This window comes from Streptomyces sp. NPDC087270, from assembly GCF_044744625.1.
Classification (GTDB): domain Bacteria; phylum Actinomycetota; class Actinomycetes; order Streptomycetales; family Streptomycetaceae; genus Actinacidiphila.
On the sequence record NZ_JBIUYR010000006.1, the window covers coordinates 474725 to 483077 of the forward strand.

Here is an 8353-nt window from a genome sequence, read left to right on the forward strand (position 1 = left end):
TGCGCGCCGGCGGGCGCCGACGCGCACCGCGTCGCGCCGCCGCTGAGTGAGGAACGACCATGCCGATGCCCGGACTTGCCGGTGGACGTGGAGCCGCCGAGGCGCTGCGGCCCCTGGTGGACACCGTGTGCGGCGCCCTGGCGGAGGGCGCGCGCGACCGCGGCGGACCGATGCCGCGCGGCGGCCCCGAGGAAGTGGCCCGGCTCGTCGAGCGGGCCGTCCCCGACGTGCTGCCGCGCTCCGGCACCGGCGAGCACGAAGCCCTCGCCACGCTGGTGCACCTGATGGCGGCGGGCGCCGCCGACCCCGCCGACGGGCTGTGCGCCGCGCACCTGCACTGCCCGCCGCTGGCCGTCGCCGCTGCCGCCGACCTGGCCGCCTCCGCGCTCAACCCGTCCATGGACTCCTGGGACCAGGCGCCGGCCGCCAGCGCCCTCGAAGCGCGGGTGACCGCCGCGCTGGCCGCCGTCGTCTACCCCGACCTGCCGGCCCCCGACGCCCTGGTGACCACCGGCGGCACCGAATCCAACCAGCTCGCGCTGCTGCTCGCCCGCGAGCGCGCCGCCGGCGGCCCCCGGGTCCAGGTCGTGTGCGGCGCCAACGCCCACCACAGCGTCCAGCGCTCCGCCTGGCTGCTCGGCCTGCCGCAGCCGATCGTGCTGGACACCCCCGCCGGCGTGCTCGATCCCGCGGCCGTGGACACCGCACTCGACCAACTGCCCGGCCGCCCGCTGGTGGTGGCCACCGCGGGTACCACCGACAGCGGAGCGATCGACCCGCTGCCCGCCATCGCCCACGCCACCGGAGCCCACGGCGCCGAACTGCACGTGGACGCCGCCTACGGCGGGCCGCTGCTGTTCAGCAGCCGCGAGGCCGCCAAGCTCGACGGCCTGCAGTCCGCGGTGTCGGTCACCCTCGACCTGCACAAACTCGGCTGGCAGCCGGTCGCCGCCGGCCTGCTCGCCGTGCCCGACGGCACCGCGCTGCGCCCGCTGACCCACCAGGCCGACTACCTCAACGCCGCCGACGACACCGAGGCCGGCCTGCCGGACCTGCTCGGCCGGTCCCTGCGCACCTCCCGCCGCCCCGACGTCCTCAAGATCGCCGTCTCCCTGCGCGCGCTGGGCCGCGAGGGCATCGCCGCCCTGGTGGACACCGTCTGCGACCTCGCCACCGACCTCGCCGACCGGGTCCGGCGCCACCCCGCGCTCACCCTGCACGCACCCCCCGCGATCAGCACCGTCCTGTTCCGCCCGACCGCCGCGGACGACGAGGAGACCGCCGAACTGCGCCGCCGCCTGATGTACGAGGGCCGCGCCGTCCTCGGCCGGGCCCGCGCCGACGGCCGGCTGTGGCTGAAGGCCACCCTGCTCAACCCGCACCTGCGCTCCGACGACCTCGACACGCTGCTGAAGCTCACCACGGAAGGCACGACGGCACGATGAACCCCACTCCGGCCGGTACCGACGGCGCCCCCGACACCGCCGCGCCCGCGGACGAACCGTTCGACCTGCTCGGCATCGGCATCGGGCCGTTCAACCTCTCGCTGGCCGCGCTCGCCGACGGCCTGCCGGGCCTGACCGCCGCCTTCTACGACCAGCGCCCCGACTTCCGCTGGCACCCCGGACTGCTGATCGACGGCGCCACGTTGCAGGTGCCCTTCCTCGCCGACCTGGTCACCCTCGCCGACCCGGCCAACCGCTGGACCTTCCTGAACTGGCTGAAGAGCCGCGAGCGGCTCTTCCCGTTCTACTTCGCCGAGCGCTTCCACGTACACCGCGCCGAGTACGACGCCTACTGCCGCTGGGTCGCGGAGTCGCTGCCCACCACCCACTTCGGCCAGCAGGTCGACAGCGTGCGGTGGAACCCGGCCCGCGCCCTGTTCGAGGTGGACCACACCCACGTCGACGCGCACGGCGAGGCCGAGGCGCTGGCCCGCACCTACGCCCGCCACCTGGTGCTCGGCATCGGCACCCGGCCGCACGTCCCCGAGCCGCTGCGGCCACTGGCCGACACGCCCACGGTGCCGGTCGTGCACTCCTCGCGCTACCTGGAGGAGCGGGCCCGGCTGCTGGCCGCCGACCACATCACGGTGGTCGGCTCCGGCCAGTCCGGCGCCGAGGTCTTCCTCGACCTGCTGCGCAACCGCCCGGTCGGCCGGGAGCGGATCACCTGGCTGGCCCGCACCCCGGCGTTCGCGCCCATGGAGTACAGCAAGCTCGGCCTGGAGCACTTCACCCCCGACTACACCCGCTACTTCCACGGCCTGGCCGAGCCGGTCCGCGACCGGCTGGTGCCGCGGCAGTGGCAGCTGCACAAGGGCATCGACGCCGACACCATCGCCGCGATCCACGAGGAGCTGTACCGCCGCACCCTGGACGGCGGCTGGCCCGACGCGGTGCTCACCCCCGGCGTCGCCGTCCGCACCGCCGGCCGGCTCGGCACCCAGAGCGTCGAACTGCACCTGGAACACGCCGACCAGGGCACCCGCACCCGGCTGGTCACCAGCGCCGTGGTGCTGGCCACCGGCTACGAGGAGCGCCCCCTCGACCGCCTGCTCGACCCGCTCGCGCCGTACATGGAGCGGGACGAGGCGGGGCGGCCGAGGATCGACGCCCGCTACCGGATGCGGCTGGACCGGTCGGTCTCCGGCCGGGTCTACGTGCAGAACGCCGAGCGCCACTCGCACGGCGTCGGCGCCCCCGACCTGGGCCTGGCGGCCTGGCGTTCCGCGCTGGTGCTCAACGACCTGACGGCGCTGCTGACCGGCGAGGAGCACTACCCCCTGCCGGCCAGGACCGCCTTCACCACCTTCGGACTCGACGGCGCCGCCGCGAGCGACGTGCCTACCCGAACAGCGGCGCTCCGGCGCGGGTGAGCCGCCACTGGTCGCCGCCGAAGGTGGACGGGTCGATCTGGCCGCGCGCCTGCACCCACGCGATGATGGTGTTGCGGATCTCGTCGGAGCTGGACCACACCGACTGCGCGGTCGCCACGTGCGGGTAGTTGCTGCCGCCGCTGGAGCGGTAGTTGTTCACCGCGAGCACGAACTGCGCGGCCGGGTCGATCGCCGCCCCGCCGTGGGTGAGGTTCACGATCCGGGAGCCGGCCGGCTGCGCGATGTCGATGTCGTACGACACCCCGCTGAGCACGTCGTAGCTGAAGTCGGGGGTGTTGTTCGCGTTGGTGATCTTGGTGACGTCGACCGGGGCGTCCGGCGCGGTCTGCACGAAGTACTCCGCGGACCACTCCAGGTAGTCCTTGACCTGGGCGCCGGTGAGGATCTTCGAGTCCAGGGTGTTCTCGTAGACGTACAGGCCCGCCACGTCGCGCAGCGAGACCTGCCCGGCGGGGATGGACGCGGTGCGGGAGAACGGCGATGCCTGGGAGAGCACCGGCAGGTCGGCGTACTGGGTGCCGGCCAGCGCGGCGGTGACGGTGTCGGACTGCACCTGGTTGATGAAGTCGATGATCGGGGTGTCCTTGTAGGTGGACTCCGCCGCTGACATCGCCTCGGTGCAGGTGCCGACGACCTGGTTGACGTAGGCCACGACCTTCTGGTGCTCGTCGCGCACCAGCTTGGCGACGACCGGGTCCTCGGCGACGGTGTTGGCGTTGCGCACCCCGGCCTGCACCGAGGTGACCTTCCACCGGCCGTGCTCCAGCTCCAGGTCGATGTCGAAGACGCTCAGCCGCATGCCCCACATCAGCGGCTCGGACAGCACCACGGTCTTGCCGGTCTGCTCGTTGACCACCAGCGTCTGCGGGCGCTCCACGTGGGTGTGGCCGACCAGGATCGCGTCGATGCCGGGCACCTGCGCGGCGACCAGCGAGGACGCGTTCTCCGGGTAGGGCACCGCGTCGCCGTAGGTGGTGCTGCCGTCCAGGCCGGAGTGGTCGGTGCAGAACACCACGTCGCAGCCGAGCGCGCGCAGCTTCGGGACGTAGATCTTCGCCTGCTCGACCAGGCCGGGGAAGGCCAGCTGCCCCTGCACGTTGGCCTTGTCCCACACCGCGATGCCGGGGTTGGTCAGGCCCAGGATGCCGACCTTGATGTTCGGGCCGCCCTTCACCCGCAACTCCTTGACCAGGTAGGGCGGGAAGGCCGGGCGCAGCGTCTTGGCGTCGACCGCGTTGGCGGCCAGCAGCGGGAAGTCGCACTGGTCCTGGAAGGCGCGCAGCAGCGGGATGCCGTAGTTGAACTCGTGGTTGCCGAGCGCGGCGGCGTCGTACTTCATCTGGTTCATCGCCAGCGCCATCGGGTGCTTGGGGCCCTTGCGTGCGCCGGTGATCGGCTCGACGCGGGCGTAGTAGTACGACAGCTGGGTGCCCTGGATGATGTCGCCGGCGTCGACCAGCAGGGTGCGGTCGTGGCCCTTCTCGGCGCGGGCGTCCTCGATCAGGGTGGCGAGCTTGGCCATGCCGACGTCGTTGTGGTCGGCGTCGTCGTACTCGGCGTCGGTGAAGTAGTCCCAGTTCAGGGCGTGGCCGTGCACGTCGGTGGTGCCCAGCACGCGCAGGCTGTACGTCGTGGGCCGGTGGCCCGGCCCGTGGCCGTGCCCGGGGCGCTTGTCGGACGCCTGCGCGGGGGTCGCCGCCACCGCGCCGGCCGCGCCGGTGAGCGCGACACCCGCACCTGTCGCGGCGGATCGGTTGATGAAGTCCCTGCGGTTGAGCGGCATCTGGGTTCTCCCTGCGGGATGAGCGGCACGTGGGGCCGGGTTCGAAACTGCAACGCGCGTAGATTCTGGACCACGCGAAGCCGCTTGCAACACCCCCGGCGGGTGAACGGACCCTCGCTCGTACACGATCCGCCCATGATCGGACGGCAGCCGGTGCAGGTAAGGCGCGCGGACTGCCACCGAGGGTGACAGACGCGCTCATCGGAGCGGGCCCCTGCACACTTCGATACTTGTCAACAACCGTTAATCCGAACGTCGTTGGGCTGTTGACGTCACCGCGCTCCCTACCAACGAGTAAGTCATACGCTCGACACATGCGCCGAGCCAAAATTGTCTGCACCCTGGGCCCCGCCACCGAGTCCTACGACCAGATCAAAGCACTGGTCGAGGCCGGGATGGACGTCGCCCGCCTGAACCTGAGCCATGGCGGATACGCCGAGCACGAGGACCGCTACCGACGCGTGCGCAAGGCCGCCGACGAGACCGGGCGCAGCGTCGGCATCCTCGCCGACCTTCAGGGTCCGAAGATCAGGCTGGGACGTTTCGCCGAGGGCCCCGTACTGCTTGAACGCGGCGACGAGTTCACCATCACCGTCGACGACATCGAGGGTGACCAGCTGATCTGCGGCACCACCTACAAGGGACTGACGGCCGATGTCGCCCGCGGTGAGCGCATCCTCGTGGACGACGGCCGGGTCACCCTGGAGGTGACCGACGTCGAGGGCCCCCGCGTGCACACCATGGTGATCGAGGGCGGCATGGTCTCCGACCACAAGGGCCTCAACCTGCCCGGTGTCGCGGTCTCCGTGCCGGCCCTGTCCGACAAGGACATCCGCGACCTGCGCTGGGCGCTGCGCACCGGCGCCGACGTCATCGCGCTGTCCTTCGTGCGCAGCGGCCGCGACATGGACGACGTGCTGCGGATCATGGCGGAGGAGGGCCGCCGGGTCCCGGTGATCGCCAAGATCGAGAAGCCGCAGGCGGTGGAGAACCTGGAGGACATCGTCGACGCCTTCGACGGGATCATGGTCGCGCGTGGCGACCTGGGCGTCGAGATGCCGCTGGAGGCGGTGCCGATCGTCCAGAAGCGCGCGGTCAAGCTCGCCCGGCGCAACGCGAAACCGGTCATCGTCGCCACCCAGATGCTCGACTCGATGATCGACAACTCCCGCCCCACCCGCGCCGAGGCCAGCGACGTGGCCAACGCGGTGATCGACGGCACCGACGCGGTGATGCTCTCCGGCGAGACCAGCGTCGGCAAGTACCCGATCGAGACGGTGAAGGTGATGTCCCGGATCGTGGCCGCCGCCGAGGAGGACATCCTCGCCGCCGGCCTGCCGCCGCTCACCGACAGCAACAAGCCGCGTACCCAGGGCGGCGCCGTGGCCCGCGCCGCGGCCGAGATGGGCGACTTCCTCGGCGCCGCGTACCTGGTGGCCTTCACCCAGTCCGGCGACACCGTGCGCCGGCTGTCCCGCTACCGCTCGCCGATCCCGGTGCTCGCCTTCACCCCCGAGCAGGACACCCGCTCCCAACTCAACCTGACCTGGGGCGTGGAGACCTTCCTCGGCCCGATGGTGCAGACCACCGACGAGATGGTGCAGCAGGTGGACGAGCAGTTGCTGCGGATCGGGCGCTGCAAGAAGGGCGACGTCGTGGTGATCACGGCCGGCTCGCCGCCCGGAATGCCCGGCACCACCAACATGGTCCGGGTACATCACATCGGTGAGGACGACTCCCCGAAGAAGTAATGCGTTATCGCGGACGTTGGTGCTGACTTCGCAGGGCGGAGCGGCCGGCACTCCTTCTCCAATACCGGGCCCCGCGGGACGACCAGTCCCGCGGGGCCGTCGATTTTCGGTCAGTGGCGGAAACGTCAAAGCACCGCTATTAACGCTGTGTTACATGCCTGCAATATCCAATCGGGCCCGGACCGGGCAGGCCGCCGCCACCCGCGGGCACCCGGGTAATCCCCTTGCGGTGTTCTGGTCCGAAATGACGGCGTACCGCCGTCGCCGCCCGGTCGCGCCCACTGGAAGTGCGGGTTCTCACCATGCGGACCTTGCGCAAAGCACCCAAACGGCTCGGCAAACCTCAACGGAAGCTCAAGTAAGGGCGTTTGGCATAACAAGACAGTCACACTCTTCGCCGTACCGCTCCCCGATGCCGCGTGACGCGCCTAGAGTCACCGCCAGTCACCGCGCTTCCGAATTAGCGACTTCGGACTGCCGCACGTGACTTCGGCCGTCCATGAGGACCGGTCGGGCCAGGGGAAAGGACCGCTTGTGCGACACCGCTCTTTGCTGCTGCTCACCTCCGTATTGACCACAGGAGCCCTCACACTGACCGCTTGCGGCTCGCGCAGCGACGACAGCAAGAAGAGCAGTGGTGACGGCGGTGGCGGCAGCAACATCACCCTCACCATCGGCGTCGACGCGCCGCTCACCGGCCAGAACTCCGCCACCGGCCTCGGCCTGCAGTACGGCACGCAGATCGCGGTGGACGACGCCAACGCCCAGAAGCTCGTCCCCGGCGTGACCTTCAAGGTCAAGGCGCTCGACGACAAGGCGCTGCCGGCCACCGGCCAGCAGAACGCCACCGCCCTGGTGCAGAACGACAACGTCATCGGCGCCGTCGGCCCGCTCAACTCCGGCGTCGCCCAGTCGATGCAGCAGGTCTTCGCCACCGCGAACATGGTGGAGATCTCGCCCGCCAACACCGACCCGACCCTCACCCAGGGCAAGAACTGGGCGAGCGGCAAGAAGGTCCGCCCCTTCAAGACCTACTTCCGCACCGCCACCACCGACGCCAACCAGGGCGGCTTCGCGGCGGACTACGCCTACAACACCCTGAAGAAGAAGAACGTCTTCGTCGTCGACGACAAGCAGGCGTACGGCGCCGGCCTGGCCGCGATCTTCAAGGGCAAGTTCTCCTCCCTGGGTGGCAAGATCGCCGGCACCGACCACGTCAACACCGGTGACACCGACTACTCGGCCCTGGTCACCAAGATCAAGCAGTCGCACGCCGACATGCTCTACTACGGCGGCCAGTACGACGAGTCGGAGCTGATCACCAAGCAGCTCAAGGCCGGCGGCGTGAACATCCCGCTGATGGGCGGCGACGGCATGTACTCCGACACGTACATCAAGACCGCGGGTGCGGCCGCCACCGGTGACCTCGCCACCTCCGTCGGCGTCCCGGTCGCCACCCTCCCCGCCGCCCAGACCTTCATCAAGACCTACAAGGCCAAGGGCTACCCGGGCGACTACGGCACCTACGGCGGCTACTCCTACGACGCCGCGACTGCCATCATCCGCGCCGTCAAGGCCGTGATGGACGCCAACGGCGGCAAGCTGCCGGCCATGAACGACGCCCGCTCCAAGGTCGTCGACGCCGTCCAGAAGACGGACTTCCAGGGCATCGCCGGTCACGTCTCCTTCGACCAGTACGGCGACACCACCAACAAGCAGCTGACCGTGTACCAGGTCAAGAACGGCAAGTGGACCTCCGTGAAGACCGGCGTCTACTCGGGCTGACCGGACCCCGCACCACCCGAGGGCCGGGGCGGGCCGGGCCCCCCCCCCGCCGGCCCCCCCGGGGGGGGCCCCCCCCCCCCCCCCCCCCCCCCCCCCCCCCCCCCCCCCCCCCCCCCCCCCCCCCCCCCCCCCCCC

5 protein-coding genes are annotated in these 8353 nt (G+C 71.0%); 4 read left to right on the top strand and 1 reads right to left on the bottom strand.

Translation table 11 applies throughout. The features are described from left to right. The first annotated feature begins 59 nt into the window (after positions 1-59). Together ACIPAE_RS15595 and ACIPAE_RS15600 are read left to right on the top strand one after the other, a co-directional pair. On the top strand, positions 60-1445 hold the full coding sequence (locus tag ACIPAE_RS15595) for a pyridoxal phosphate-dependent decarboxylase family protein (RefSeq protein ID WP_402445473.1): 1386 nt from the start codon (positions 60-62) through the stop codon (positions 1443-1445). Continuing rightward, a complete protein-coding gene (locus ACIPAE_RS15600; protein WP_402445475.1) occupies positions 1442-2878 on the top strand; it encodes a lysine N(6)-hydroxylase/L-ornithine N(5)-oxygenase family protein in 1437 nt (478 codons plus the stop codon). Before ACIPAE_RS15595 ends, ACIPAE_RS15600 begins: the two co-directional genes overlap by 4 nt. Here the strand turns inward: ACIPAE_RS15600 and ACIPAE_RS15605 are convergent. Continuing rightward, positions 2847-4682: a bifunctional metallophosphatase/5'-nucleotidase gene (locus ACIPAE_RS15605; protein WP_402445477.1), complete on the bottom strand. Its 1836-nt coding sequence runs from the start codon at positions 4680-4682 to the stop codon at positions 2847-2849. The two genes, ACIPAE_RS15600 and ACIPAE_RS15605, sit on opposite strands and share 32 nt — an antisense overlap. 314 nt (positions 4683-4996) lie before the next feature. Here ACIPAE_RS15605 and pyk point away from each other — a divergent pair, with 314 nt between their 5' ends. Continuing rightward, positions 4997-6433 carry a pyruvate kinase gene (pyk, locus tag ACIPAE_RS15610; protein WP_328462855.1) on the top strand — a complete coding sequence of 479 codons (1437 nt, stop codon included), beginning with the start codon at positions 4997-4999 and terminating at the stop codon, positions 6431-6433. A gap of 534 nt (positions 6434-6967) precedes the next feature. Continuing rightward, entirely contained in the window at positions 6968-8218 is a 1251-nt protein-coding gene (locus ACIPAE_RS15615; RefSeq protein ID WP_329370530.1) for a branched-chain amino acid ABC transporter substrate-binding protein, read from the top strand. Positions 8219-8353: the final 135 nt, after the last annotated feature.

Bases quoted from the DNA above. Each gene is read 5' to 3' on its own strand.
- pyk (WP_328462855.1), top strand. From the start codon at position 4,997: ATGCGCCGAGCCAAAATTGTCTGCACCCTGGGCCCCGCCACCGAGTCC.
- ACIPAE_RS15595 (WP_402445473.1), top strand. From the start codon at position 60: ATGCCGATGCCCGGACTTGCCGGTGGACGTGGAGCCGCCGAGGCGCTG.
- ACIPAE_RS15600 (WP_402445475.1), top strand. From the start codon at position 1,442: ATGAACCCCACTCCGGCCGGTACCGACGGCGCCCCCGACACCGCCGCG.
- ACIPAE_RS15605 (WP_402445477.1), bottom strand. From the start codon at position 4,682: ATGCCGCTCAACCGCAGGGACTTCATCAACCGATCCGCCGCGACAGGT.